Origin of the sequence: Coprococcus intestinihominis, from assembly GCF_040096555.1 — a bacterium.
Classification (GTDB): Bacteria; Bacillota; Clostridia; order Lachnospirales; family Lachnospiraceae; genus Coprococcus_A; species Coprococcus_A intestinihominis.
Genome location: NZ_JBBMEK010000007.1, coordinates 1 through 24,105, shown reverse-complemented (window position 1 = coordinate 24,105; position 24,105 = coordinate 1). Strand labels below are relative to the sequence as shown.

Here is a 24,105-nt window from a genome sequence, read left to right as displayed (position 1 = left end):
ACAACAGATAAAAGCTGACAATAATAAAGACGGGGCTGCTGCGGAATGTATAGGGCGTTTTGCAGCAGCCCTTTAGTAATAGGAGATTTTGCAGCAGAATTTATAAAGAGTTGATTTTAACAAAGGGGGAGGATTGCGTGTATGGAAGCATCAGAAATGAATCTGGCGGACGGTGAATATACGGTTGAAGTGACCATGGAAGGCGGCAGCGGCCGGGCTTCAATACAGTCGCCGACAGAATTGACAATAGAAAATGGACAGGCACAGGCAGAAATCGTCTGGAGCAGTTCTCATTATGACTATATGATGGTGAATGGTGACAAATATCTGCCGGTGAATACAGAAGGAAATTCCACATTTGAAATTCCGGTGTCGGTTTTTGATGAACCTATGACAGTGATCGGTGATACCACAGCAATGAGTGTGCCCCATGAGGTGGAGTATACGCTGACATTTGCCTCAGAGTCTGTTGCATCGGTACAGAGCAGCGGTGGAAACGGCATGGGCGGAGCAGGTATTGCGATTGTACTGGCGCTTGTGGTGGCAGCTGTATCATCCATGAGATTGCGCAGACGTAAAAGCAGAAGGATATAGAAAATGAAGAAAATAATTTTATTATTCATAGTGACAGGTATACTGGTCGGGATGGTGACCGCTTGCGGTTCTGCCGCTGACGGTACTCAGAAGACACATGACACAGAAATCAGTCAGCAGCTGACCTTCGACCACAGTGAGACGTTGGATTATGCACAGAAGTTTTCAATCGATAGGTATCAGGATGATTATGCTTTGGTGACGATTACAGATGACAGCCGGTATCTTGTTGTTCCGGAAGGGAAAGCGGCACCGGATGATCTGGATCCGGATATTGTTGTGATTCAGCAGCCGATACAGAATATTTATCTGGCGGCTTCGGCGGCTATGGATATGTTTGTGTCTCTGGATGCATTGGATAGTATCCGATTCAGTAGTCTGAAAGCGGATGGGTGGTATATAGATGAGGCCAAACAGGCAATGGAAACCGGAGATATTCTTTATGCTGGCAAGTATTCAACCCCGGATTATGAAAAGATCGTTGAACAGAACTGCGGTCTGGCCATTGAGAATACCATGATTCTGCATACACCGGAAGTGAAGGAACAGTTGGAAAAGTTCGGTATACATGTGTTGGTGGATTATTCCAGTTATGAGCCAGAGCCCCTTGGCCGGACAGAATGGGTGAAACTTTACGGCTTACTGACTGGGCATGAAGCGCAGGCGGATAAGGCTTTCGCAGAAGAAAAGTCTGCTTTTGAAGAAGTGAAAAACAGTGTGGCGGATGAAGCTGATCAGGAACCGAAAACTGTGGCATTTTTCTATATCACAAGCAATGGGCAGGCAAATGTCCGAAAGAGTGCAGACTATCTGCCGAAAATGATCGAGCTGGCCGGCGGACGATATATTTTTGATTCCCTGGGGGATGAGGATGATGCCACATCGACCATGTCCATGCAGATGGAAGAGTTTTATGCCGGAGCGAAAGATGCGGATTATATTATCTACAACAGTACCATTGAAGGAGAATTATCTTCAGTGGATGATCTGCTGGCAAAGAGTCCGCTCTTTGAGAAGTTCAAGGCCGTGCAGGAAGGGCATGTTTACTGTACATCAAAGAATCTGTATCAGTCAACAATGTCGCTTGGAACGATCACATCGGATATCCGCCGGATGCTGACCGGCGATGATGCGGATCTGACATATATCTACAAACTGGAGTGCAAGATGAATGAAGAGTAGACGATACGGCGCAGCTTTTGCGATATTGGCAGCCTTGCTGCTGATTTTGCTGGCAATGAATTTGTGTATTGGATCGGTGAATATACCATTGTCTGAAATTCTGCATATACTGATGAAAAACAGCGGCAGTGACACCTACACGGATATTGTGATGAACATCCGTTTTCCAAGAGCACTGGCTGCGGCGGTGTTGGGCGGTGGTTTGGCACTGGCAGGCTATCTGCTCCAGACGTTTTTTCATAATCCCATTGCGGGACCTTTTACGCTGGGCATTTCTTCCGGTGCAAAACTGGTGGTTGCCCTTGTGATGGTGGCCTCTCTCGGCAATGCCCTGAGATTGAGTTCATGGGTGATGATTGCTGCGGCTTTTGTGGGGGCAATGATCTGTATGGGATTTGTGATCCTGATGTCAAGTGTGATTGAGCAGATGGCTATGCTGATCGTCAGCGGTGTGATGATCGGCTATATCTGTTCTGCAGTGACGGATTTTATCGTCACCTTTGCGGAAGATGCGGATATTGTGAATCTGCATAACTGGTCCAAGGGCAGTTTTTCCGGTATGACATGGGAGAATGTCAAAGCCATGGTGCTGGTGACGGGAATTGTCTCTATCGGTGTGTTTCTGTTGTCGAAGCCGATCAGTGCCTATGAGATGGGTGAGGCTTATGCGGCCAATATGGGACTGAATGTGAAGAGATTCAGAGTCCTTCTTGTATTGCTGTCCAGTGTGCTGGCTGCCTGCGTAACGGCATTTGCGGGTCCTGTATCCTTTGTGGGGATAGCAGTGCCGCATCTGGTGAAGTGGCTGCTGGGCACCGCGCGGCCTATTCTGCTGATCCCGGCCTGTTTTCTGGGCGGTTCCGTGTTCTGCCTGTTCTGCGATCTGCTGGCAAGAACCATGTTTTCTCCGACAGAGTTGTCCATCAGCACAGTGACAGCCGTGTTTGGTGCACCCGTTGTCATTTATATTATGATACACAGAAGAAGAGAAAAGGCGGCATAGGATAATGAGGGAAGATTACTTTTACACAGAGGGGCTGACTGTTGGTTATCAGGGTGTGCCCCTGATCAGAGAGATTGCGTTCCAGCTGAAGAAAGGTGAGATATTAACGCTGATCGGACCCAATGGTGCGGGAAAAACAACCATATTAAAGAGTCTTATTCGCCAGTTAAAGCCACTGGCCGGCGTAATCGTTCTGGAAGGACAGAAGACCGATGAGATGAGCGGCAGAGATTTTGCAAGAAAGTTGTCAGTGGTATTGACGGAAAGAGTTCGTCCGGAGATGATGACCTGCAAGGAAGTGGTGGCAACAGGGCGATACCCGTATACCGGTAAGTTCGGGGTTTTGTCGAAAGAAGATTGGAAAATTGTCGATGAGGCAGTCAGATTGGTACACATTGAGGATCTGGCTGAACGGGATTTTACAAAGACCAGTGACGGGCAGAAACAGCGTGTCATGCTGGCAAGGGCTTTATGTCAGCAGCCGGATATCCTTGTGCTGGATGAGCCGACATCTTTTCTGGATATCCGCTATAAACTGGAATTTCTCTCGATTATTCAGGAGATGGCAAGAAATGACAGGCTGACGGTGATATTGTCCCTGCATGAGCTGGATCTGGCGGAACGTATTTCAGATAAAGTTCTGTGTGTCAGAGGGGACAGGATTGACCGCTTCGGAACACCGGAGGAGATTTTTTGCGGAGACTATATTTCTGAACTTTATGGGATGACGGCCGGTCATTATGATGCCGGCACCGGGGAGTTGGAGCTGCAGCCTGTTTCAGGGGCACCGAAAGTATTTGTCATTGCCGGGGGCGGCAGGGGCAAGGCTGTTTTTCGCAGACTTCAGAGGCAGGGCATGCCATTTGCGACAGGAATTCTGTGGGAGAATGACCTGGATTATCCGTCAGCAAAAGCATTGGCGGTTCAGACGGTTGCGGTGCGTACATTTTCAGCTGTCGATGCAGAACATATTGAGAAGGCAAAAGAGCTGATAGATAGTTGTGAAACCGTTTTGACAGTATTTGACAGGACAGAATGGACGAAACTGCCGGAAGGTTTGAAGGAGATTCTTGCGTATGCAGAAGAAAAAAGCAAACTCACAGAATAATGAGAAAAAAAAGGTTGATGTCTGCGGAGAGAACGGCGCCGCGGAAAAGGACAGATGCTATACGTATATGGTGCGCTGCTCGGATGGTTCCCTGTATACAGGATGGACGGTGGATCTTGAGATGCGTGTAGTGGCTCACAACAGCGGAAAAGGGGCAAAATATACAAAAAGCAGGCGCCCTGTGACTCTGGCTTACTATGAAGTCTTTGAGAATCGACAGGACGCCATGCGACGTGAATATGCAATTAAGCAATTGCCGAAGAAAGAGAAGGAAAGGCTGGCAGCCTACCACCATCTGTCTTCAATGGCAACGTAGTCTTTGTGGTGGCCGACATACTTGTAAGCCGGACGGATGATCTTGCCTTCATTGGCCAGTTCTTCAATACGGTGTGCACACCATCCGGAGATACGGGAAATGGCAAAAATCGGTGTGAACAATTCCATCGGAAGGCCAAGCATGGTGTAGACAAAACCGCTGTAAAAGTCCACATTGGCACAGATCGGTTTGAACAGCTGGCGATGCTGTTGCATGAGTTTGATGGCAATGCCTTCAACACGGTTGTAAAGTTCGAATTCTTTGGTCAGGCCTTTCTCGTTGGAAAGTGCCTGGGCATATTTCTTCAGAATAACGCATCGTGGATCGGATTCTGTATATACCGCATGACCGATGCCATAGATGAGGCCCTTGCCGTCAAAGGCTTCGCGGTTCAGGATCTTGGTCAGATACTCAGTAACTTCATCATCATCATCCCAGTTGGTAACATGTTCTTCGATATCTTTGAACATTTGTTGAACCTTCAGATTGGCACCGCCGTGTTTTGGCCCTTTCAGGGAGCCGAGGGAAGCAGCGATGGCCGAATAGGTATCAGTGCCTGTGGAAGTAACAACATGAGTGGTGAATGTGGAGTTATTACCGCCGCCGTGTTCTGCGTGAATGATCAGTGCAATATCAAGAACCTTGGCTTCAAGTTCGGTGTACCGGCCATCCGGACGGAGCAGGCGGAGAATATTCTCTGCTGTCGAAAGTTCAGGCTTCGGACGGCGGATGACAAGACTCTTGTCTAATATGTAATGACGATAGCTGTGGTAGCCATAAACAGCGATCAGCGGGAATCGCGCGATCAGCTGAAGAGACTGACGCAGAACGTTATTGACTGAAATGTCTTCAGGATGGTCATCGTAGGAATAAAGTGTCAGAACACTCTTCTGGAGTACATTCATCATGTTGGCATTCGGTGCATTCATGATGATGTCACGGACGAAGTTGTCCGGGAGTTCACGATAATTTCCAAGAATATCAAGAAATTCCTGAAGCTGGTCCTTGTTCGGCAGCTCGCCGAAGAGAAGAAGATAGGTGATTTCTTCAAAACCAAAACGGCTTGTCTTATTGCCTTCAACAAGATTCATGACATTATAGCCCTGATAATAGAGCTGGCCGTCAATCGGAATCTTGCGTCCATGTACGGATTTGAAAGCGACGACATCGGAGATCTCTGTCAGACCGGTAAGGATACCTTTACCGTTGGAGTCACGCAGACCACGTTTGACATCGTACTCAATATACAGATCCTGGTCAAAACGCCCTGAATTCATGCAGTATTCAGCAAGCTTGTCCAGACGGTTATTAAATTCTGTTATTTCTTTAGCCATTATTGTTCAATCCTTTTCTATAAAAATTTACATAATTGCATTATAATATGAAAATACTTTATCATTATATTGGTGTTTTTGCAAGTTGTTTTTTTGATTTTATGCGTCAGTGCAGAAGAATGGATGAAAATATTGATATGCAATTATAGAAAATAAAAATGTCAAAATGTATAAAAATGAAGAAAAACCGCAAAAAAAGTAGATTTATCGAAGAAAAACCACGGATAAATACAAAAGAAACTTACGCTTTTTGAAGAGATTGTAAAAATTTGTGTAAAAAATGCAAGATATAAAATGCGTTTATTCAAAATGTGTAGGCTTATTCTATGCAGTAAATAAAGAAAATAGAGAAAAATGATGAATAATATAAGGTACAAATGTATAAATATGCATAAAGGCGATAAAAAAGAAAAGGAGGGTGTTGACGGTTTAAAAAAGAACTGCTAGAGTATTATAACAGATAGAAGGAAATACAAGGAGTTTGGAAAGGTGAGAAAATGGAGGCATTAAAAAATAATTCCCAGGCGATTGTAAGGGCATTGACAGTAGCGGTTGCTGTTGTTTTGCAGGCGATTACAATGGTTCTGGTGGGACGGTATCTTCATGAATATGCTTCCTGGGCTTATGTCCTGTTGGAAATTATAAGCTTTTTGCTTGTGTTTGGTCTCATTAATGATCAGGAGTCCTATCGTCAGTTCTGGTGTGTCATCGTTCTTGTTTTTCCGGTGACAGGCCTGTTTCTGTATTATATGTGGGGACAGCGAAGAAGAAACAGCAAGACGCATATTCTGATCAGAGAGACAGAGGCGAAGATGCGCCAGTATGTGCCGCATCAGCCGGAAGTTATGGAGGAATTGCAGGAACTGCATCCTTATAAAGTTCAGATTGTTCGTTTTTTGGGAAGTGAAGGCTTTAACATGTATCGTCACACCGATGTGAAATATTTTCCGCTGGGTGAGGAAATGCTGGATGCAATGATCGAGGATCTGAAAAAGGCAGAGAAGTGTATCTTTTTGGAGTATTTTATTATCAGTGACGGCGTGATCTGGAAGAGAGTCAAAGAAGTGCTGATCGAGAAGGCAAAAGCGGGTATAGATATCCGTTTATTGATCGATGACTTTGGCTGCCTGGGAATCAACACCGCAGAATTTCGTGATGAGCTTGTCAAGTCCGGTATTCGACTGGCGGTGTTTGCCCCTATCCATAAAAATGTCGACAGATTGTCCTTTAACTACAGAAACCATCAGAAGATTACAATTGTTGACGGCAACATCGGCTATTGCGGCGGTATTAATCTGGCGGATGAATATGCCAATATTATCCAGCGTTTTGGACACTGGAAGGATACGGCGCTTCGTCTGGAGGGTGAAGGTGTGTGGGGGTTGACGTCAATTTTTCTTGAGATGTGGGAAGTGGCGATGGGGTATGAGATTACCACGGATTATACGGTTTACATGCCGACGGTCAAAATGCCCAGTGACGGATTTGTGCAGCCGTTTTGTGATGGGCCGGCCAATAATCCCAATAATCCTGCGGAGGATGTGTATACGCATCTGATCAATAAGGCCCGGGATTATGTTTATATTACAACACCGTATCTGGTTATTGACAGGAAGATGACGGAAGATTTGTGCCGAACAGCCCGAAGCGGCGTGGATGTGAAGATCATTGTGCCGCATATCTATGACAAATGGTATGTCTATATGGTGAATGTGGCTAATTATGGGCCGCTGATTGCGAACGGTGTCCATGTCTATGAATACATGCCCGGCTTTATCCATTCAAAGACGGTTGTCTGTGATGATGAGTGTGCGGTCTGCGGAACCATCAACATGGATTACAGGAGCTTTTATCTGCACTATGAATGCGGTGTGTTCACTTGTGAGTCATCGGCTGTTGCGGATATCCGGGATGATATTCATGAGACATTGAAACAATGTCAGGAAATCTATCTGGATGAGTGGCAGAGCCGTCCATGGTATGAAAAGATCATTCAGTGGGTACTGCGCCTGTTTGCCCCTGTATTGTAATATCAGAAACGTGTACGGTAGCCGCAGCGACGGCACAGATTTTCATGAATATGATGAGAACGGAAGTCTTCGATGATTCGGAGACTTTTTTCTTTGCACAGAATCGTATCCAGGGATTCTTTGAAAATATTGCCCAAAGCCAGATGGCCGTTGTGGTCCAGACAACATGGAACGACCTGGCCATCTGCCAGAATCGCCAATTGATGCCGCAGGCCATGGCAGGTGCCGTTGAAACCGTAATCCGATGCGTGTTCATCCGGCCATTCAAAAAGCTGGTCAAAATTCACATAGGTATGGGGTGCAATGGCGTTGCCGTGAACCTTACCCACATAGGCGTCAATGGGCTGGGCAAGATGATAGGCCTGTTCAAGGGCTTCGAGAATAAACTGGTTGCGAAGGCGCTGGTCAGCTTTGGCAGTACCATCCAGATTCCAGAGTCGGAAGCTGATATAGCCCGGTGTTGTCATTGTAAAAGTCCGGGCAAAATCAATAGCATTCTCAAGATAGGAGCGGAAATCCCGGGTATGCATGGTATTGGCATCAAAGCTGTGCAGGGACAGAGAAATCTGACGGGGTGCTGTTTCGCCCAGAAGCAGCTGATGTTTTTCGGGAAGAAGCACTGCATTGGTGGTTAGATTAACTTTTAATCCGTTTTGATGGGCGATGGCCAAAATATCGCCAAGCCATGGGTGCATCAGCGGTTCACCTTTTACATGAAGGCAAATGTAGTCTGTAAAAGGGGTTACCTGTGCAGCAATCTTCGCAAATTCATCCACAGACATCATTCTTGCCGGACGGTCACTGGTGGGACAGAAACTGCAGCTGAGATTGCAGCGGTTGATGATTTCTATATAAATTTTCTGAAAACGTTTCTTTTTCATGATAAAACCTCTTTTTATAAAGTCATAATTCAATAATATAGATTCTGTTGAAAAGTGTCAAGTTGTTGAAAATCATTAAAAGAATGGCTGAATGCGCTGCCAAGCTGGTCCTCAATTAAAAAGTAACTGAAATGCTTTTTTATAATGGTTTTAAAGAAATCTGTCAATATAGATAAAGATATGGTATACTGTGAGTAAGCAAATTCAGATTGCGATTTCATTGACGAAAGGATGTTTTTATGAAGAAAGTATTGACAATTGCCGGTTCCGACTGTAGCGGTGGTGCCGGTATTCAGGCAGATATAAAGACGATGACAGCACACAAGGTTTATGCAATGAGTGTAATTACGGCATTGACAGCACAGAACACAACAGGGGTTTATGGGGTGCTGGATGCAGGTGCTGATTTTGTGGGTCAGCAGATGGACTGTGTGTTCAAGGACATTTTTCCGGATGCTGTCAAGATTGGCATGGTTTCCAATATCGAGACGATCCAGATGATCGCAGCAAAGTTAAAGGAATACAATGCGAAGAATATCGTGGTAGATCCGGTGATGGTTTCCACAAGCGGATGCGCGCTGATGCAGCCGGATGCCATGGATACGCTGATTTCTGTCCTGCTCCCGATGGGGGATATCATTACACCGAATATCCCGGAAGCAGAGAAGTTGTGTGGTTTTGAGATTAAGAATGTAGATGACATGAAGAAAGCGGCAGAAGTCATTGGAAGAAATCTTTCAGGCAGCGTTCTGATTAAGGGCGGACATTTGACAGAGACTGCAGATGACCTTTTATACCATGACGGTGAATTTATGTGGTATCGCGGAGAACGTGTCAATAATCCGAACACCCACGGCACAGGTTGTACTTTATCATCTGCCATCGCCAGCAATCTGGCTTTGGGTTATGATATGAAGACAAGCGTACAGAATGCGAAGAATTATATCACCGGTGCTTTAAAGGATGGACTTGACCTGGGAGAGGGAAGCGGCCCGCTGAATCATTGCTTCAATTTATAGGAAATTTGAATGACAGGAGTGGGATATAACCAAATGGAGAGACTGATTATGCTGGGAACGGGCAATGCCCTTGTGACCAGATGTTATAATACTTGTTTTGCAATTCAGGATGATGATGAATATTTCCTGGTAGATTCAGGCGGTGGCAACGGCATCATGCGCCAGCTTCAGGATGCAGATATTTCCATGGCGCAGATCCATCACATTTTTCTGACCCATGAACATACAGACCATTTGCTTGGTATGATCTGGATGATCCGTATGATTGCAACAAAGATGCGCAGGGAACAGTATGAAGGGAATCTTCGGATTTATTGCCACAGTGCATTGGTAGAAACAGTACGAACCATAGCCAATCTGACATTGCCGAAGAAATTTACAAGACTTTTGGATCATCGTATCCAGTTCGTACCCCTTCATGATGGGGATACGAAGCATATCCTGGATTACGATGTGACATTTTTCGATATCTTATCTACCAAGGCTAAGCAGTACGGCTTTACAATGCTCCTTAAAAACGGACAGAAACTCACCTGTGCCGGGGACGAACCTCTTAATGAGAACTGCTTTGGTTATGCCGAAGGCAGTGATTGGCTCATGCATGAAGCCTTTTGTCTGTATTCGCAGCGGGACCAGTACGATCCATATGAGAAGCACCACAGTACCGTCCGAGAGGCCTGTGAACTGGCGGCTTATCTCAATGTACCAAATCTTATTCTGTACCATACCGAGGACGACAACATCGAACGCCGAAAAGCCCTCTATACAGCAGAAGGGCGGTTATATTACAAGGGAAATCTGTATGTTCCGGATGATTTGGAATGTATAGAACTCGATAAAGAAGAATAATTGACGTCTAAATACCATATCGTTGGCATTTCTTGACCAGTGTTGAATGATCAATGCCGAGAGCCGTGGCTGCCTTCCGTTTTGTATGGAAGGTAGCTAGGGCTTTTTCTATAATGTGCTTTTCGAGTGCAATGGTGGAAGCTTTCAGATTGTACTCATCTTCGGGATGGGCATAGGAATCTGTGTCCCGGATACCAAGCACCAGAGCTACCGTTTTCTTGTCGATAATATTATTCTGGTTGATAACAACAAGACGTTCTGTGACATTTTCTAATTCACGGATATTGCCCGGCCAGTTGTAATTCTCCAGAAGATGCAGGGCATCACTGTAGATCTCGATGGGCTTGTTGTATTTTTTGGTATATTTTTCAAAAAAGTGATAAAAAAGCACTTCTATATCTGATTTTCGTTCTCTTAAAGGAACAAGCTGAATTGGTACAACGTTTAATCGATAGTACAAGTCTTCTCGAAATGTATGTTCCTCGATGCATTGAAGTAAGTTCTTATTTGTGGCGGCAATAATGCGGACATCTACGGGGATGGCTTTGTGACCGCCGATTTTGGTGATCTCGTGGTTCTGCAGGACACGGAGCAGCTTCGTCTGCATCTGAACTGACATTTCGCCGATTTCGTCCAGCATCAGTGTTCCGCCGTTGGCCAGCTCAAAAATACCGGTTTTGCCGGACTTGCTGGCTCCGGTGAAGGCACCGGGCTCATAACCGAACAGTTCGGATTCCATCAGAGTATCCGGAATGGCGGCACAGTTGACCTTCAGAAACGGTTTACCGAAACGTTTGCTGGCCTGATAGATCTGATTGGTAATGACTTCCTTGCCTGTACCGCTTTCACCGGTGATCAGGACGGTGGCATCTGTCGGAGCAACCGCCAGGGCAGTAGAAACAGCCTGATACATTTGATCACTTTTAAAAATCACTTTGGACTGCTGAATTTGCTGGGTACGCAGATAACTGTTCTCGTTTTCTTTCTTCTCAATGGCGCTCTTTAATTGGATCAGCTGGTCCTTGACGGTTTCTAGCTGTTGGATATCACGGTCACAGGCAACTGCGTATTTCAATTCGTGCTTATCATTAAAAATCGGGAATCCGCTGATGTGGACCGTGGTATTCGTCTTTTTCATCACACCGATAATCTCGGATCTTTTTTGATATTTCAGAATGGTGGGAAGGATACCATTGGTGTAAAGTTTCTTCTCACGATTGATCTGGTGAACATTTTCACCAATAACCTCCGCTTTCGTGATACCGCTGAGCTTGGTGTAGGTATCATTGACATAAATGGTCGTACCGTCCGGGCTTGCGACATAAATGGCATCTGGCAGATTGTCGCAAATCTCTTCAAAATCAATATATTCAGTGAAAAGATGATGCTCGAAATGCTGTGTCATTTTGTCCAGTTTCGAAAAAATAGTGCGCTGTTCCTCGGATAGCCCAGAGGCTTTCAGTTTGTCTATCTGTACTTTCATACGCAGGTAATCCTGTTCAAATCGACCGTGTTGGCTCATGTTATCCTCCTAAAATCGATAAAAATATAACGATGGTGATAAAAATCACCGCATGGTGAATATAATCACTTTCTTTTGCTGAAAAGTATACACTTTTTGGTCGTATTTGTCAAATAGTTCCCCTAAAAACCATTAAAAAACTGGAAAAAACGCATAAATGTACACATAAAAGTACAAAAATGAGTCGGAAAATAAAGTTGGCACAGATATTGCTATTATATATTGGCGTAAGGAATTATTAGAAAAATTTAATAATTAATTTAGATTTTAAAGGAGAGATTAACAATGGCAAAGAAAACTATTATCACAGCAGCAGTAACAGGCGCATGGCCAAAGAAAGAGAATAACCCTAACGTACCAATGACTCCATCAGAAATTGCTGATGACGTATATGCTTGCTGGAAAGCAGGTGCAGCCATCGCGCATCTTCATATGAGAGATGACAACGGCAACGGTACAATGGACAAGAATAAATTTATCGAAACAGTGAACCTGATCCATGAAAGATATCCGGACTGCGATATCATCTTGAACCTGACAACATCCGGTGATATCTATGCAACAGATGATACACGTCTTGAACATGTTCAGATCCTGAAACCTGAGATGGCTTCTTATGACTGTGGTTCCATGAACTGGTTAAATGCCAGCCTCTTCATCAACAGCCCTGCATTCCTTGAGAGATGCGGTAAACTGTTCCAGGAATTGAATGTTAAACCTGAAATCGAAGCTTTCGATCCTGGTATGATCGCAAATGCAGCTTACTATCTGAAGAAAGGTGTTCTGAAAGCACCATTACACTTCCAGTTCTGCATGGGCTGCGCAAACGGTATTCCTGGTTCCGTTAAGAACCTTGTATTCATGAAGGAAACAATGGATCAGCTTTGTCCGGGTTCTACATGGTCTACATTCGGTGTTGGACATTCCGCAATGGAAATTATGTACGCAGCAGTTGCTTTAGGCGGCCACATCCGTGTTGGTATGGAAGATAATGTTATGTACTCCAAGGGTGTTCTTGCTGACAGCAATGCACAGTTCGTTGAAAGAGCTGCCCGTGTGATCAGAGAATACGGCAACGAAGTTGCTACACCGGCTGAAGCACGTGAAATCCTTGGTTTAACAAAATAATTGAGTCGGGAACTTCACAGGAGGTGTGAAATGACCTGGGGACCAATGTATATGTATTATCATTGCCCGAAATGCGGCCTGAAGTTTGAGTATGCCGTTGACATGATTCCGGATTTCGGTGAGAAATTCGGATATTGTCCGAAATGTGATGTCATGGGTGTGTACGAGAAAGACGGTGCGCGTCAGCCTGATGATGCAGATTATTTAGAAGTTGAATAAATGTCGGTCGGCTGTTCAGAACATGACGAAAGGACTTCAGAATTATTTTGAACAGCCGTATCAATAGAAAAATAGGAGAAACGTCATGAAAGAAGTTAAAAAGATTTTAATTTGCGGCGGCGGTATGATGGGAAGCGCCATCGCACAGGTTTTAGCAGGACTTGATGATGTCACAATCACAGTATATGATAAATTCCCTGTAGATATTGAAGCAAAGATCAGAAACAACATGAAACTGCTGGTTGAAAAAGAAATCGTGACACCAGCCGATGTTGATAAAGTAATCAGCAAGATCAGCTTCACACAGGATATTGAGAGCGGAGGCGTTAAGAACGCGGATCTTGTGGTAGAATGTGTACTGGAAGATATGCAGCTGAAACAGGATCTGTTCGCACAGCTGGAAGGCATTGTTTCCGAAGATACGATCTTCTGTACAAATACATCCGTTATGAGCCCTACAGAAATTTCTGCAAAATGCAAACATAAAGAAAGACTTGTAGGTACACATTTCTGGAATCCTGGCTTCCTTATTCCACTGGTAGAAGTTGTCAGAACAGAAGCGACAACAGATGAAGTTGTTGAAACTGTGATGGATATGCTGACAAGAGCAGGCAAGAAACCTGTTCTTTGCAAGAAGGATGTACCTGGATTCATCGCCAACAGAATGCAGCATGCATTATGGCGTGAAGCGATTTCCATCGTTGAAAGAGGTATTGCAGACGCTAAAACCGTTGATGATGCCTGCAAATACAGCTTTGGTTTAAGACTGCCATACTTACCGCCGCTGGTAAATTCTGATATGGTAGGCACTCAGTTGACTTATAACATTCATGATTATGTATTAAAAGACCTTGAAGACAGCCATGAACCATCACCACTTCTGAAGGAAATGATCGACGAAGGCAAGATGGGCTTCAGAGCCGAGACAAAAGACGGCAAGAAGACAGGTTTTATGTCCTACACTGAAGATGAAATCGCTGAGATCAACGGTGGTCTGAATGAATATCTGATCAAGATGTTATACGGTAAATAAATAATAAAATAACTGCTCGAAGACGTTTTTAACTGTCTTCGGACAGTTAAAAAATTAATTTACGCGAGCAACGAGCCAAAGTCCGTGCTTGCATGAGAATTTGGCGACTGCCGCGATAACTTGAGAAACTCGCGGAGCGTGTTTCTCATAGTTCTTTGGGGGAGACAGAGGGTTTTAAAAGAGAGAAAGGGAGTAGATTATGAGCGAGAAGAAGAGAAAAGGAACACCGCTTTGGCAAATCAGTAAGAAATTTAATTTTGCAGCTGAGAAAATTATTCCGGATTCATTTGTTTTCTGTGTCGTTTTAACGCTGGTGGTAGCTGTGTTATCACTGGTAGTTTGCCACATTTCACCTATTAATTTGTTATCATCCTGGTGGGATGGCTTAAGCAGCCAGTTCACACTGGCATTCCAGATGGGCCTGATGGTTGTTGTTTGTGCAACATGCGCACGAAGTCCACAGGTTTCCAAGTTACTTGATGGCCTTGCAGGTCTTGTACACACACGTGTAGCAGCCCTGATTCTGTTAATGGCTTTTGGTTATGTATCCTCCATGCTGAACTGGGCATTCTGTACAATCGTTACACCTATCCTGGCCATGCAGCTTGCTAAACGTGTCAAAGGTCTTCATTTCCCAATGATGGTTGCCGGCGGTTATTGCTGTATGATTCTTGGACAGTGCCTTGGACCATCCGCAACACTGTATTCAAACCTTGCGACAGACGGCAGCAACTATGCTGAAATCGTAGGTAAGACAATGACAGTTGCTGAAACTTGCTACAACCCGGTTAACGTTGTACTTTGGGTTATCCTCGCTGTTTGCTTTATTGTGTTAGTATTATTTACACAGCCGGGCGATGACGAGTTAGTAGAGTTAAGAAACATTGCAACACAGGCAGATGTAGCTCCAAAGGATTACCAGAGCCGTGAAAAAGCTACAACACCGGCTGAAAAGATGAACACATGCAAACCTATCATGTGGATTGTTGGTGCCGCTATCTTTATCTACATTATTTATTCAATTGCAACAAAAGGTTTCTTTGCAACATTAAATATGAACATGGTTATCTTCATGTTCGTTGGTATCAACTGTTTCCTGTTCCCGCAGCCGCATTCTTGGATGGAAGCACACACAGACAGCATGCATCTGGCAACAGATGTTATCCTTCAGTTCCCATTCTATGGTGCGATCATGGGTATGATGTATGTTGAAGGCGGTCTTGGTTCTGTTATCGTTAACGCAATCGTTTCTGTAGCAACAGCTCAGACAATGCCAGTATTCTCATTCCTGTCAGCAGCAGTTGTTAACCTGTTCATTCCATCACAGGGTGGTCAGTTCACTGTTCAGGGTCCTCTGATCGTACAGGCTGCTCAGTCTATCCCTGGTACAAACCTTGTTAACTGCTTGAATGGTTTCGTATTTGGTGATGAGTGTACAAACCTCTTACAGCCTCTGTATGTTATTCCTGCACTGTCTGTAGTAGGCATGAAACTGAAAGATGTATGGGGCTTCATGGCTTTCATGTGCGTATTCTGGATCGTTATCACATGCCTGGGCTTATACTTCATTCCAATGTTCATTTAATTAATGGACAAAAACAACTTTAGAAAATTTCTAACATAAAAATCCTTTTATATGTATAATCGCAGAAGGGTGTGTGAAAAATAGTTTTTCATGCACTCTTTTGTTTTATAAAAATCCGGTGGAAGTGTGGTTATGACACGACAGTCATCCTATAGGTGTCATAAGATAAAAACGGGACTGATGCATGGTTACGTGCGTCAGTCCCGTTTCTATACAGCTGTTGTCAAGGCTGAAAGGATATCCTTTGGATTTCGGCTTTTGACAGACAAGGTATAATGTGGTTCATTGATGTGCTCCAGATAATGGGCATCAGAAGCGCTGATGATATGGCAGCGTTCCAGATAGGGATGCTGCTTTTTCAGTTCATGATACTTGGACATATCTTTGATCTCGGCACAGGTAAACTGGCTGTCCGGCGGAATGAAGCCCAGGTTGGCCAGCAGACTGTTGGCCGTTTTGTCAATATGGGCAGGTATCATGATCCCGTTGTAATCTTTTGTCAAATCAAAAACATCATCAAAAGAAATATCTGTGGCATTAATGAGCAGATTCGGTATGGTGCCGATGACTTCATCATCGGCATTATAGAGCTGTTGTTTGCCGAAAATCTTCTCGTTGTTCGGAACAGCCATTAGATGGCTGTAGACATATTCATCAAAGGCCAAAGCATCCTTTAAATCAGCAAAGAGGCAGACCACATGTACTTCCTCAGAAGTGGTCAGCTCCATTCCTGGAAGGGCGGTTAGACCGTAAGCCTCTGCCATAGTCAGGACTGCGGGACAATTCCTGCATGAATTGTGGTCTGTCACAGCGATGAGATCAAGGCCTTTGATCATGGCCATACCCACAATGTTGGCCGGTGTCATATCATCATCCCCGCATGGGGAAAGGCAGGAATGGATATGAAGATCATAGTTTAAATCAGGCATGGATGCGCTCGTGAACCTTCAGTGCGGCGTCAAAAATCGGCATATCCGTGTTGAGGACGGTGATATGCTGCTGGACAGCCTTGGCCCTGGCAGCATCATCCAGAGAAATACCCTCGGCGAGAACAATGCAGCCAACATCACACAGGGCAGCAACAGCCAGTGTATTGATATTCCCCATGACTGTGACCCATACGCTGTCTTCAGGTGCCTTGCTCATGGCAATGCTCAGCAGGTCACAGCAGAAAAGTCCGGAGATGTTGCGGTCTGTGTCATCTCCGACATTGATTGTCTTAAATAAGCCGCTGTCAATTAATTCTTTAATGGTCATGGTCCTGTTCCTCCTCGGATTCAGCATCTGAATTAATCAGATTGTGTGAGTCAAGCAATGCGATCTCTTCTGTCAGTTTGTCCATATAATGCATCAGAATATGGATGCATGCATTCGGGTCTTCGCCGTCTACAATAGCTTCGTGTGAGAAGCGTGAGTAGGTTTCGGAAAGCAGATGAATGTGATTGCGGAGAATGTAAACACAGTCGTTTTTCTCGGCTTTGCCCCGGACGATATCTTCTGCCAGGGCACGGCATGACGGGGCACCGCAGGAACCACAGTCAAGTCCCGGAAATTCATTGCAGAGTTCTTCGATTTGTTTCATCTTGGTGATGCTCTCAAGCATGGTATCCCCAATCCTGAAAACCGGTTCGTATTCAACCGTTGTATGCCATCCAAGCTCCACTTTCTGGGGAATATCTTCGCTGTGGGTTCTGGCCACCGGAAGATATTTGTTCAGACGCTTGATCTTGGCTTTGGCAACATAAGGATTCTCTACATTGAGAACACCGCCGACACAGCCACCGCTACAGGCATTGAGCTCAATAAACTGCAGTTTTGCAAACTTCTCATCTTCCAGGTCTTCCAGAACACGAATGACATTCTCAATGCCATCGGCGGCCAGATAGCTGTCTGTGATCATGCCGCCGGCCTCACCGCCGCTGCAGCCCCAGCCAATGCCGATTCTGCCGGAAATCGCCAGATCCATGGGATGCTGTTCGGCAATCTTCATATGTGGCAGTAAAAGGGTATAGACATCTTTGACGGCCAGAACACCGTCTACTTCACTGCGGGTTGTTCCCAGCGGGGATTTGACATAGGTGACCTTTGATGGACATGGTGAAATAAAAATAATGCCGATTTTGTCAGCAGGCAGGCCCGTCTTGGCCATAGCTCGTTTTCTGGCAAGGGTAGCTGCCACTTCAATGGGAGGGAGAATCGGCAGTAGATGGTCAATGAGGTTCGGAAAACGGACTCTGATCAGACGAACAACAGATGGGCAGGCTGTGCTGATAAACGGCCATTGATCTTGGTGTTCATCTACATACTTCCTTGAGGCTTCCGAGACAAGTTCTGCTGCGGCACCGACTTCATAGACATCATCAAAACCAAGGTAGATGAGGGCTGTCAGCAGAATATTGACATCATCCAGGTTATTGAACTGCGCATACAGAGAAGGTGCAGGAAGAGCAACCGTGTATGCGTAGTTGTTGAGTATATCCAGAGAATCGATATGTATTTTCTTTGCATGATGGCTGCAGGTCCGGACACATTCACCGCAGTCAATACAGAATTGGCTGGTGATGCGGGCTTTGCCGTTGCGGACGCGGATGGCCTGGGTCGGACAGCGTTTGATACAATTGATACAGCCTTTGCAGAGGCTTTCGTCAAGGTATACAGAATGAAAGAATTTTTTGTTCATTCTATCACCTTCCTTTCAGTTACATATTAGCAGATTCGGACAGTCATAGTTACAGTGGTGCCGACACCCAGTTCTGTTTCTATCTTCATGTCATCGGAGTATTTCTTCATATTAGGCAATCCCATGCCGGCACCGAATCCAAGGGAGCGGATATTGTCAGGAGCTGTCGAGTAGCCGGCCTGCATGGCCTTGTCAATATCAGGTATACCCGGGCCTGAATCCTTCAGGATCATGGTGACTTCTGTGGGGGAGATATAAACCGTGATAATGCCGCCATTGGCATGGATCACCATATTGATCTCACCTTCGTACATGGCAATGGATACCTTTCTGACGACATCAGGGGAAACGCCCAGCTGCTTGAGCATATTCTTGAGGTCACTGCTGGCTTCACCGGCGCGAGTGAAATCTTCGCCAGAGACCGTATATTCTAACTTTATCGTATCGTTCACCTTAAGCACCTCCGACCAGTCCGGCCTTGTAGAGTATGCCACACGCCGTAAACATCGTATGCGGTGTGGCAAGCAGGCAGATGCCACGCTCACGGGCCAGTTCGATCATCTTCTCATCCGGCCGCTTACCTCGTACAAAAACCAGACACATAATATCCATCATCTCAGCGGTGCGGATAACCTGCGGGTTGCACAGGCCTGTCAGCAGCACCGGCTGATCTTTTACAAAGGCCAAAACATCGCTCATCATATCTGAACCGCATCCGGAATGGATTTCGCGTATATCAATATCATCTGATCCGTAAATCAGTTCAGCATCCAGCAATGGGATGAGATCTCTTACAAGCATGAAAATTCCTCCTGTCTGTTTCTCCGTGCAGGCTTCCAACTGCTTTGCACAGCGGACGACAGGTGTAAACACTGTCTGGCTGTTGTATTGCGGAGAAGGGATAATATTATTCTTAAACAGTATAGCATGGGTGATGTACGATTTCAACAAAAAGTACTAAAATATATGTGGGTTAAATTAGCAAGAATGACGGCGTGTATTTGTATAAAAACAAAAATTTAACAAACGTTGTTAAAAACTTACTAAACTATACGCTAAAAATAGGTTGATTATTATGAAAAATAGTGATATGCTGTCATAAGAAAGCAAATTCATGTTTTTTAGCAGGACAATCGACCTGTAATATTATGAGAAAAAAGAAGGAGGGATTCTTTTGGCTTCAAATAAGAAAACAGTACCTTTCTATGGTACAGAAGAGCAGAAAGAACAATTGCTGAAAGTCATCCAGGAACTCAGAGATGAGAAGGGATGTCTGATGCCGATCATGCAGAAAGCGCAGGAGATTTACGGGTACCTTCCGATTGAGGTTCAGAAAATCATTTCTGATGAATTGAATGTACCTCTTGAGAAGATTTATGGTGTTGCCACATTTTATTCATGGTTCAACCTGAATCCGAAGGGCAAGTATGAGATTTCCGTCTGTCTTGGTACTGCATGTTATGTTAAGGGTTCCGGAGATATTTACAATAAGCTCATGGAGAAGCTTGATATTGCAGGCGGTGAGTGTACACCGGATGGTAAGTTTTCACTGGATGCCTGTCGTTGCGTCGGCGCCTGTGGTCTTGCACCGGTTATGATGGTGAATGGTGAAGTGTACGGTCGATTGACTGTAGACGATATTGATGGTGTATTGGAGAAGTATAACTAGTCATGATGCCTGAGATTGCGTTGAATGTATTGGATATTGCCCAGAATTCCGTGAGAGCGGAAGCTTCACTGATACAGATTTCAGTGGATGTGGATGAAGCGGCGGATACGTTGACCATTATTATAGAAGATAATGGTTGCGGTATGACAGCAGAACAGACAGCCCGTGTGACGGATCCGTTCTTTACAACCCGCACAACCCGCAAGATCGGTCTGGGGGTTCCGTTTTTCAAAATGGCTGCCGAGAGTACGGGAGGCAGTTTTTCTATTCAGTCTGAGCCCGGTGTCGGGACGAAGGTCACAGCGGTATTCGGTTTATCCCATATTGACAGGATGCCCCTTGGTGATATGAATGGAACGATTTATACCTTGATCACATTCAACACACAGATAGATTTTTTATATACATATACGTTCAATCAGCGTTCCTTTACGCTGGATACAAGAGAATTTAAGAATATTTTGGAGGGTGTGCCGCTGAATAACCCTGAGGTATCAGAGTATATTCGTCAATTTCTTAACGAAAACAGTCATGAAGTTGACGGCGGTGCAGTTGTATAGAATGAGGAGGAGACAGCATGAAATCACTTGCAGAATTGAAAGCCATTCGTGACAGAATGCAGGGTGAGGTCAATATGAGAGAGGATGATAATTCTCATCATATTCGTGTGGTTGTCGGTATGGCAACATGTGGTATTGCCAGCGGCGCAAGACCAGTGCTTAATAAGTTAGCTGAAGATGTTCAGGCTAAGCATCTGGACAATGTTATTGTTACACAGACAGGTTGTATTGGATTATGTCAGTATGAACCGATTGTAGAAGTTTATGAACCTGGCAAAGAGAAAGTGACTTATATTAAGATGACACCGGAGAAGGCTGATGAAGTGGTAGAACAGCATCTGATCCGTGGTCAGGTTCTTGGTAAATATACATTAAGCGCAACAAATTTATAGGAGGTAGACAGCTATGTATCGTTCCCATGTATTAGTTTGCGGCGGCACCGGATGTACATCCTCCGGAAGTGAGACGTTGATCAGCCTTCTTCAGGAAGAACTGAAGAAGAACGGCTTAGAGAATGAAGTAGCCATTGTTAAGACCGGATGTCATGGTTTATGTGCACAGGGTCCTGTTATGGTTATTTATCCTGATGCAACATTTTACTCAATGGTGAAACCGGAAGATATTCCTGAGATCGTCAGTGAGCATCTGTTAAAAGGTCGTGTTGTTACACGTTTATTATATGTAGAGGACGGCGGCAAGGCCAAAGCCCTGAAAGATACAGATTTCTATCGTCTGCAGCACAGAGTTGCCCTTAGAAACTGCGGTATCATCAATCCTGAGAGTATCGATGAATACATTGGTACAGGCGGTTATGAAGCCCTTGGCCGTGTACTGACCGAGATGAGCCCGGATGATGTTATTGAGACAATTCTTGCCAGTGGTTTAAGAGGCCGTGGCGGTGCCGGATTCCCGACCGGTATGAAATGGAAATTTGCTTCAGGCAACAGAGGCAACGTTCAGAAATATGTCTGTTGTAATGCCGATGAAGGTGACCCGGGTGCATTCATGGATCGTTCCGTTCTGGAAGGTGACCCGCATGTTGTTCTGGAAGCAATGGCTATTGCAGGTTATGCAATTGGTGCTTCCCAGGGTTATATCTATGTCCGTGCTGAGTACCCGATTGCTGTTGAACGTCTGAATATTGCCATCAAACAGGCAAGAGAATATGGTCTGTTAGGCAAGAACATTTTCGATTCAGGATTTGATTTTGATATTGATCTCAGACTTGGTGCAGGTGCTTTCGTCTGTGGTGAGGAAACAGCCCTTATGACATCCATCGAAGGCAACAGAGGCGAACCAAGACCAAGACCGCCATTCCCGGCTGTTAAAGGTCTTTTCGCAAGCCCGACTATCCTGAACAATGTTGAGACATATGCGAACATTCCGCAGATCATTCTGAAGGGTGCTGAATGGTTTGCTTCCATGGGTACAGAGAAGTCCAAAGGTACAAAGGTATTCGCTGTCAATGGTAAGATTAACAATACAGGTCTTGTAGAAGTTCCTATGGGTACGACACTTCGTACCATCATCGAGGATATCGGTGGCGGTATTCCAAACGGCAAGAAGTTTAAGGCTGCTCAGACAGGCGGACCTTCCGGCGGTTGTATTCCTGCAGAACATATGGATATTCCAATCGATTACGACAACCTGATCAGCATCGGTTCCATGATGGGTTCCGGCGGTCTGATCGTTATGGATGAAGATACTTGTATGGTAGATATTGCCAAGTTCTTCCTGGAGTTCACTGTAGATGAATCCTGCGGTAAGTGTACACCTTGCCGTGTCGGTACAAAACGTCTGTATGAGATGCTTGATAAGATTACAAAGGGTGAAGGTACTCTGGAAGATCTTGACAAGATGGAAGAACTCTGCTACTACATCAAAGATAATGCATTATGCGGTCTGGGCCAGACAGCACCAAACCCTGTTCTGTCCACACTTCGTTATTTCAGAGATGAGTATATTGCTCATATCGTAGACAAGAAATGTCCTGCCGGCGTTTGCAAGGCTCTGCTGTCCTACAAGATTGATGCAGATAAATGTAAAGGCTGTACATTATGTGCAAGAAATTGTCCGAATGGTGCAATTTCAGGCAAACTCAAAGAGCCTCATGTTATTGATCAGTCTAAGTGTCTGAAGTGCGGTGCTTGTATGGAAAAATGCCGCTTTGGCGCAATCTACAAAGAGTAATGGAGGAGCAGACAATGGAAAATATTACAATCAAAATCAATGGTGTTGAAGTCAGTGCACCAGCAGGCTCTACCATTTTGGAAGCTGCCAGACTGGCACATATTGACATCCCTACACTTTGCTATTTAAAAGAAATCAATGAAATCGGCGCATGCCGTATGTGTATTGTAGAAGTAAAAGGTGCAAGATCCCTTGTTGCTTCCTGTGTATATCCGATCAATCCGGGTATGGAAGTCTGGACCAACACACCGAAGGTTATCGAATCACGTAAAAAGACATTGGAACTGCTTCTTTCCAACCACAAGAAAGAATGCTTAAGCTGTGTCAGAAGCGGAAACTGTGAGTTGCAGCAGTTATGTAAGGAACTGGGTGTTGAAGATGAAAACTATTACTCAGGTGAGATGACACCGGCGATGATTGATACATCCGCTGCACATATGGTTCGTGATAACAGCAAATGTATCCTTTGCCGTCGATGCAGTGCTGTCTGTGAGAAGGTTCAGGGTATCGGCGTCATCGGTCCGAATGAGCGTGGTTTTAAGAGTTATATCGGTACAGCATTCAACATGGATCTGGCTGATACAAGCTGTGTATCCTGTGGTCAGTGCATTGCTGTCTGTCCGACAGGTGCTTTATATGAGAAAGACAACACAGACGAAATCTTTGCAGCAATTGCAGATCCTGATAAATATGTTGTTGTTCAGACAGCACCAAGTGTACGTGCAGGTCTTGGAGAAGAATTCGGTTATCCGATGGGTACAGATGTAGAAGGCAAGATGGTTGCAGCACTGCGTCGTCTTGGTTTCGATAAAGTTTTTGATACAGATTTTGCAGCTGACTTAACCATCATGGAAGAAGCACATGAATTCCTTGACAGAGTTCAAAATGGCGGCAAACTGCCTCTGATCACATCCTGTTCACCAGGCTGGATCAAATACTGTGAACATTATTTCCCTGATATGACAGAGAACCTTTCAAGCTGCAAGTCTCCACAGCAGATGTTCGGAGCAACATTAAAGACCTATTTTGCTGAGAAGATGGGCATTGATCCTAAGAAGATTGTCAGCGTCAGCGTGATGCCATGTACAGCGAAGAAGTTCGAAATCGGCAGAGATGACGAAGATGCAGCTGGTGTTCCTGATGTAGATATCGCAATCACAACACGTGAGCTGGCTCGTATGATCAAGAAAGTCGGCTTGATGT

General features: G+C 44.9%; 25 protein-coding genes. 17 read left to right on the top strand and 8 right to left on the bottom strand.

The genetic code is table 11. The features are described from left to right. Positions 1–141 precede the first annotated feature (141 nt). From WMO25_RS01240 to WMO25_RS01220, 5 genes are all read left to right on the top strand, one after another. Positions 142–594, top strand: a complete 453-nt coding sequence (locus WMO25_RS01240; RefSeq protein ID WP_256166999.1) for a hypothetical protein — start codon at positions 142–144, stop codon at positions 592–594. Between the two features lie 3 nt (positions 595–597). Then, positions 598–1,776, top strand: a complete 1,179-nt coding sequence (locus WMO25_RS01235; RefSeq protein WP_349083534.1) for an ABC transporter substrate-binding protein — start codon at positions 598–600, stop codon at positions 1,774–1,776. After that, complete coding sequence (locus tag WMO25_RS01230; protein ID WP_349083531.1) at positions 1,766–2,779, top strand: FecCD family ABC transporter permease; 1,014 nt, start codon at positions 1,766–1,768, stop codon at positions 2,777–2,779. Before WMO25_RS01235 ends, WMO25_RS01230 begins: the two co-directional genes overlap by 11 nt. Before the next feature lie 4 nt (positions 2,780–2,783). Beyond that, a complete protein-coding gene (locus WMO25_RS01225; RefSeq protein WP_227082586.1) occupies positions 2,784–3,887 on the top strand; it encodes an ABC transporter ATP-binding protein in 1,104 nt (367 codons plus the stop codon). 67 nt (positions 3,888–3,954) lie between these two features. Next, positions 3,955–4,203, top strand: coding sequence for a GIY-YIG nuclease family protein (locus WMO25_RS01220; protein ID WP_117541136.1), 249 nt, complete (start codon positions 3,955–3,957; stop codon positions 4,201–4,203). Here WMO25_RS01220 and WMO25_RS01215 read toward each other — a convergent pair. After that, positions 4,173–5,537 carry a citrate/2-methylcitrate synthase gene (locus WMO25_RS01215; protein WP_349083527.1) on the bottom strand — a complete coding sequence of 455 codons (1,365 nt, stop codon included), beginning with the start codon at positions 5,535–5,537 and terminating at the stop codon, positions 4,173–4,175. The two genes, WMO25_RS01220 and WMO25_RS01215, sit on opposite strands and share 31 nt — an antisense overlap. Positions 5,538–6,034: 497 nt before the next feature. Between WMO25_RS01215 and cls the strand changes: the two genes are divergently transcribed. Continuing rightward, entirely contained in the window at positions 6,035–7,567 is a 1,533-nt protein-coding gene (gene cls / locus WMO25_RS01210) for a cardiolipin synthase (RefSeq protein WP_349083524.1), read from the top strand. Between the two features lie 2 nt (positions 7,568–7,569). On the opposite strand, the gene WMO25_RS01205 is transcribed toward cls, so the two are convergent. Further along, positions 7,570–8,448 carry a radical SAM/SPASM domain-containing protein gene (locus WMO25_RS01205; protein ID WP_349083521.1) on the bottom strand — a complete coding sequence of 293 codons (879 nt, stop codon included), beginning with the start codon at positions 8,446–8,448 and terminating at the stop codon, positions 7,570–7,572. Between the two features lie 239 nt (positions 8,449–8,687). Between WMO25_RS01205 and thiD the strand changes: the two genes are divergently transcribed. Then, a complete protein-coding gene (thiD, locus tag WMO25_RS01200; protein WP_015513446.1) occupies positions 8,688–9,467 on the top strand; it encodes a bifunctional hydroxymethylpyrimidine kinase/phosphomethylpyrimidine kinase in 780 nt (259 codons plus the stop codon). Between the two features lie 33 nt (positions 9,468–9,500). Next, positions 9,501–10,316 carry an MBL fold metallo-hydrolase gene (locus tag WMO25_RS01195; protein WP_349083518.1) on the top strand — a complete coding sequence of 272 codons (816 nt, stop codon included), beginning with the start codon at positions 9,501–9,503 and terminating at the stop codon, positions 10,314–10,316. A gap of 7 nt (positions 10,317–10,323) precedes the next feature. Here the strand turns inward: WMO25_RS01195 and WMO25_RS01190 are convergent, their stop codons facing one another. Then, complete coding sequence (locus WMO25_RS01190) at positions 10,324–11,838, bottom strand: sigma-54 interaction domain-containing protein (RefSeq protein ID WP_349083515.1); 1,515 nt, start codon at positions 11,836–11,838, stop codon at positions 10,324–10,326. 285 nt (positions 11,839–12,123) lie between these two features. Between WMO25_RS01190 and WMO25_RS01185 the strand changes: the two genes are divergently transcribed. From WMO25_RS01185 to WMO25_RS01170, 4 genes are all read left to right on the top strand, one after another. Beyond that, positions 12,124–12,966, top strand: coding sequence for a beta-keto acid cleavage family enzyme (locus WMO25_RS01185; protein ID WP_015513449.1), 843 nt, complete (start codon positions 12,124–12,126; stop codon positions 12,964–12,966). 30 nt (positions 12,967–12,996) lie between these two features. Then, positions 12,997–13,185: an excinuclease ATPase subunit gene (locus WMO25_RS01180; RefSeq protein WP_178439036.1), complete on the top strand. Its 189-nt coding sequence runs from the start codon at positions 12,997–12,999 to the stop codon at positions 13,183–13,185. Between the two features lie 85 nt (positions 13,186–13,270). Continuing rightward, positions 13,271–14,218: a 3-hydroxyacyl-CoA dehydrogenase family protein gene (locus WMO25_RS01175; protein ID WP_349083511.1), complete on the top strand. Its 948-nt coding sequence runs from the start codon at positions 13,271–13,273 to the stop codon at positions 14,216–14,218. 199 nt (positions 14,219–14,417) lie between these two features. Continuing rightward, positions 14,418–15,803, top strand: coding sequence for a TIGR00366 family protein (locus tag WMO25_RS01170; protein WP_349083509.1), 1,386 nt, complete (start codon positions 14,418–14,420; stop codon positions 15,801–15,803). 209 nt (positions 15,804–16,012) lie between these two features. On the opposite strand, the gene WMO25_RS01165 is transcribed toward WMO25_RS01170, so the two are convergent. Genes WMO25_RS01165 through WMO25_RS01145 form a run of 5 tightly spaced genes read right to left on the bottom strand, consistent with a single transcriptional unit; the run spans position 16,013 to position 19,284 of the window. Next, positions 16,013–16,732: a PHP domain-containing protein gene (locus tag WMO25_RS01165; protein WP_349083506.1), complete on the bottom strand. Its 720-nt coding sequence runs from the start codon at positions 16,730–16,732 to the stop codon at positions 16,013–16,015. Continuing rightward, on the bottom strand, positions 16,725–17,060 hold the full coding sequence (locus WMO25_RS01160; protein ID WP_349083504.1) for a hypothetical protein: 336 nt from the start codon (positions 17,058–17,060) through the stop codon (positions 16,725–16,727). The genes WMO25_RS01165 and WMO25_RS01160 overlap by 8 nt, the downstream gene beginning before the upstream one ends. Then, on the bottom strand, positions 17,050–18,483 hold the full coding sequence (locus WMO25_RS01155; protein WP_349083502.1) for a [Fe-Fe] hydrogenase large subunit C-terminal domain-containing protein: 1,434 nt from the start codon (positions 18,481–18,483) through the stop codon (positions 17,050–17,052). Before WMO25_RS01155 ends, WMO25_RS01160 begins: the two co-directional genes overlap by 11 nt. A gap of 26 nt (positions 18,484–18,509) precedes the next feature. Next, positions 18,510–18,935, bottom strand: a complete 426-nt coding sequence (locus WMO25_RS01150; protein ID WP_117541104.1) for an ATP-binding protein — start codon at positions 18,933–18,935, stop codon at positions 18,510–18,512. Between the two features lies 1 nt (position 18,936). Next, positions 18,937–19,284: a DRTGG domain-containing protein gene (locus tag WMO25_RS01145; protein ID WP_215689148.1), complete on the bottom strand. Its 348-nt coding sequence runs from the start codon at positions 19,282–19,284 to the stop codon at positions 18,937–18,939. Positions 19,285–19,657: 373 nt separating this feature from the next. On the opposite strand from WMO25_RS01145, the gene WMO25_RS01140 reads away from it, so the two are divergent. The 5 genes from WMO25_RS01140 to WMO25_RS01120 form a co-directional block, all read left to right on the top strand. Next, entirely contained in the window at positions 19,658–20,152 is a 495-nt protein-coding gene (locus WMO25_RS01140) for an NADH-quinone oxidoreductase subunit NuoE family protein (protein WP_117526719.1), read from the top strand. A gap of 2 nt (positions 20,153–20,154) precedes the next feature. Then, a complete protein-coding gene (locus WMO25_RS01135) occupies positions 20,155–20,712 on the top strand; it encodes an ATP-binding protein (protein WP_349083498.1) in 558 nt (185 codons plus the stop codon). 17 nt (positions 20,713–20,729) lie between these two features. Beyond that, positions 20,730–21,104, top strand: coding sequence for a (2Fe-2S) ferredoxin domain-containing protein (locus tag WMO25_RS01130; RefSeq protein ID WP_117541110.1), 375 nt, complete (start codon positions 20,730–20,732; stop codon positions 21,102–21,104). Positions 21,105–21,117: 13 nt separating this feature from the next. Beyond that, entirely contained in the window at positions 21,118–22,902 is a 1,785-nt protein-coding gene (gene nuoF, locus WMO25_RS01125; RefSeq protein ID WP_349083496.1) for an NADH-quinone oxidoreductase subunit NuoF, read from the top strand. Between the two features lie 14 nt (positions 22,903–22,916). Further along, a partial coding sequence (locus WMO25_RS01120) for a [Fe-Fe] hydrogenase large subunit C-terminal domain-containing protein (protein WP_349083494.1) occupies positions 22,917–24,105 on the top strand: 1,189 nt, incomplete at its 3' end.

Bases quoted from the DNA above. Each gene is read 5' to 3' on its own strand.
- WMO25_RS01185 (WP_015513449.1), top strand. From the start codon at position 12,124: ATGGCAAAGAAAACTATTATCACAGCAGCAGTAACAGGCGCATGGCCA.
- WMO25_RS01195 (WP_349083518.1), top strand. From the start codon at position 9,501: ATGGAGAGACTGATTATGCTGGGAACGGGCAATGCCCTTGTGACCAGA.
- WMO25_RS01220 (WP_117541136.1), top strand. From the start codon at position 3,955: ATGGTGCGCTGCTCGGATGGTTCCCTGTATACAGGATGGACGGTGGAT.
- WMO25_RS01165 (WP_349083506.1), bottom strand. From the start codon at position 16,732: ATGCCTGATTTAAACTATGATCTTCATATCCATTCCTGCCTTTCCCCA.
- WMO25_RS01240 (WP_256166999.1), top strand. From the start codon at position 142: ATGGAAGCATCAGAAATGAATCTGGCGGACGGTGAATATACGGTTGAA.
- WMO25_RS01160 (WP_349083504.1), bottom strand. From the start codon at position 17,060: ATGACCATTAAAGAATTAATTGACAGCGGCTTATTTAAGACAATCAAT.
- WMO25_RS01155 (WP_349083502.1), bottom strand. From the start codon at position 18,483: ATGAACAAAAAATTCTTTCATTCTGTATACCTTGACGAAAGCCTCTGC.
- cls (WP_349083524.1), top strand. From the start codon at position 6,035: ATGGAGGCATTAAAAAATAATTCCCAGGCGATTGTAAGGGCATTGACA.
- WMO25_RS01190 (WP_349083515.1), bottom strand. From the start codon at position 11,838: ATGAGCCAACACGGTCGATTTGAACAGGATTACCTGCGTATGAAAGTA.
- WMO25_RS01205 (WP_349083521.1), bottom strand. From the start codon at position 8,448: ATGAAAAAGAAACGTTTTCAGAAAATTTATATAGAAATCATCAACCGC.
- thiD (WP_015513446.1), top strand. From the start codon at position 8,688: ATGAAGAAAGTATTGACAATTGCCGGTTCCGACTGTAGCGGTGGTGCC.
- nuoF (WP_349083496.1), top strand. From the start codon at position 21,118: ATGTATCGTTCCCATGTATTAGTTTGCGGCGGCACCGGATGTACATCC.
- WMO25_RS01235 (WP_349083534.1), top strand. From the start codon at position 598: ATGAAGAAAATAATTTTATTATTCATAGTGACAGGTATACTGGTCGGG.
- WMO25_RS01225 (WP_227082586.1), top strand. From the start codon at position 2,784: ATGAGGGAAGATTACTTTTACACAGAGGGGCTGACTGTTGGTTATCAG.
- WMO25_RS01170 (WP_349083509.1), top strand. From the start codon at position 14,418: ATGAGCGAGAAGAAGAGAAAAGGAACACCGCTTTGGCAAATCAGTAAG.
- WMO25_RS01215 (WP_349083527.1), bottom strand. From the start codon at position 5,537: ATGGCTAAAGAAATAACAGAATTTAATAACCGTCTGGACAAGCTTGCT.
- WMO25_RS01180 (WP_178439036.1), top strand. From the start codon at position 12,997: ATGACCTGGGGACCAATGTATATGTATTATCATTGCCCGAAATGCGGC.
- WMO25_RS01135 (WP_349083498.1), top strand. From the start codon at position 20,155: ATGATGCCTGAGATTGCGTTGAATGTATTGGATATTGCCCAGAATTCC.
- WMO25_RS01130 (WP_117541110.1), top strand. From the start codon at position 20,730: ATGAAATCACTTGCAGAATTGAAAGCCATTCGTGACAGAATGCAGGGT.
- WMO25_RS01145 (WP_215689148.1), bottom strand. From the start codon at position 19,284: ATGCTTGTAAGAGATCTCATCCCATTGCTGGATGCTGAACTGATTTAC.
- WMO25_RS01175 (WP_349083511.1), top strand. From the start codon at position 13,271: ATGAAAGAAGTTAAAAAGATTTTAATTTGCGGCGGCGGTATGATGGGA.
- WMO25_RS01230 (WP_349083531.1), top strand. From the start codon at position 1,766: ATGAAGAGTAGACGATACGGCGCAGCTTTTGCGATATTGGCAGCCTTG.